Here is a 1,643-nt window from a genome sequence, read left to right on the forward strand (position 1 = left end):
CCGGCCAAGCGATGCCCGGGTTGAGCGCCACCACGATCCACATCGACACCAGCGCCAGCAGCACCAGCGCGGCGCCCAGCGCGGCCGCGTAGCGTCCGGTCGAGGTGTAGAGCACCAGCAGCACTCCGGCGGTCAGGAACGGCTGGGCGAGCAGCCACGCCTTGCACGCGGCGGAGTCCCACACCCTGGCGCGCAGCACGGACGTCGCCGCGGTCGCCGCGATCACGTACCAGCCCGCGACGCTGAGCGACTCGGGCCGCAGCCCGATCGCCACCGAACCCAGGACGCTGAGCAGCACTGCGGCGGCGATGAATCCGCTCTGATGCGCGTCGCTGATCCGCACGCGCCGGGGCAGGTCCTCGAGGACCTGTAGCGACGGCGCCGACGGGGTGGGGTCCCCGGGCGCCGGGATGACCGGCAACGGGAACCGCGCCCACAGCGCGGACAGTTGGGCCGCCTCGATGGTGACCAGCAGCGCCGCCACGATCAGGCCGCAGCCGATCGCGATGGGCGTGAGGTGCCACAGCAATTCGGCACCCGCGGCCAGCAGCACACCGCCGCCCACCACCGCGGTCGCGGTGAAGAACCCGGCGATGCGCTCGCGCTCGGCGCTGGGCGCCATCAGGGCGATCAGGGACCACGCGGTGACGCCGGCCGCGGCCAGGGTCAGTTGGGCGGGACCGAACCTGCCCGGCACCGCCAGCGCGAGCGCGGCGGCGATGGGAACCAGCGCGGCGATGGACAGCGCCATGCCGGTGCGCGCCGAGCGCGCGGTCACCAGCAGGCCGACGATCGCGGTCAGGGCCGCCACCGCGCTGACCGCGACCAGTCCCAGCAGCGCACCGGTGGCCACCCGGTAGGTCACCGACAGCCCGGTGGCCAGGAATGCCACCGCGATCGCCGCGGCCAGGGCGCCGCGCTGGATATGCGTTGTGCCCCAGGGCTTGAGCCGTGAGGCGGAGAAGATCATGGCCGCGTCGGCGATGTCCTCGACGATGCCGGGCGCGGCCGGACCGACCGGCACCGCCTGCAGCGCCAGCAGGTCACCGTCGACGACGCCGACCGTGTCCAGGCTGGCGTCCAGGCTGAACGGCGCACCACCGATGGGCGCCAGGCTCAGTTGGGTCGCCGCGCCGACCTCAGCGGCGCCGCGCGTGGCGGTGCCGTCCTCGGAGTCGCCGTTAACCGCGGCGGGAACCACCAAACGCTGGACGGCGGGCAGGATTTCGCGCAGTGGCAGCTCCGCAGGCAAGGCCATTTCCGTCAACCTGCTGTCCGCCAGTATTGCCACGCGGACGATCGGCATGACGGTTCCGGAGGTCACCGGACCCTCGAAACGTGTTGGGGCCGTTGCTGGAACATCGTGCTCTCTTCTCTTTTGCTATGAGTGTTGAACGGACAGTGTTGAAGGGGAAAAGTCTCGGGTCAACCGGTGTTCGGCGAACCATCCGGCGTCTGGCAGTAAAGCGGTCAGTTGTTCGATCGCGACGGCGATCGCGAACGGCGTTCCGGGCGCGAAGGTCGAAACCCACTCACCGTCGAACGCGCGGGACGGGCTGACCAGCACCCGTCCCTCGCTTGCGTCGACGATGCTCATCCCCACCTCGCTGGTGGAGTGCCGGCCGTCGCGGTGGCAGCCGGCG

The 1,643-nt window shown here is 71.4% G+C and carries 2 protein-coding genes; both read right to left on the bottom strand.

From position 1 onward, the window contains the following. Positions 1-1,306: type VII secretion integral membrane protein EccD (eccD, locus tag A9W96_RS23850; RefSeq protein WP_156765388.1), on the bottom strand; the 1,306-nt coding region annotated here is incomplete at its 3' end. 75 nt (positions 1,307-1,381) lie between these two features. Next, positions 1,382-1,643: ESX secretion-associated protein EspG (locus A9W96_RS23855; RefSeq protein WP_197499620.1), on the bottom strand; the 262-nt coding region annotated here is incomplete at its 5' end.

The sequence above is a fragment of the Mycobacterium sp. 1245852.3 genome (genome assembly GCF_001669335.1).
Lineage (GTDB): Bacteria > Actinomycetota > Actinomycetes > Mycobacteriales > Mycobacteriaceae > Mycobacterium > Mycobacterium europaeum_A.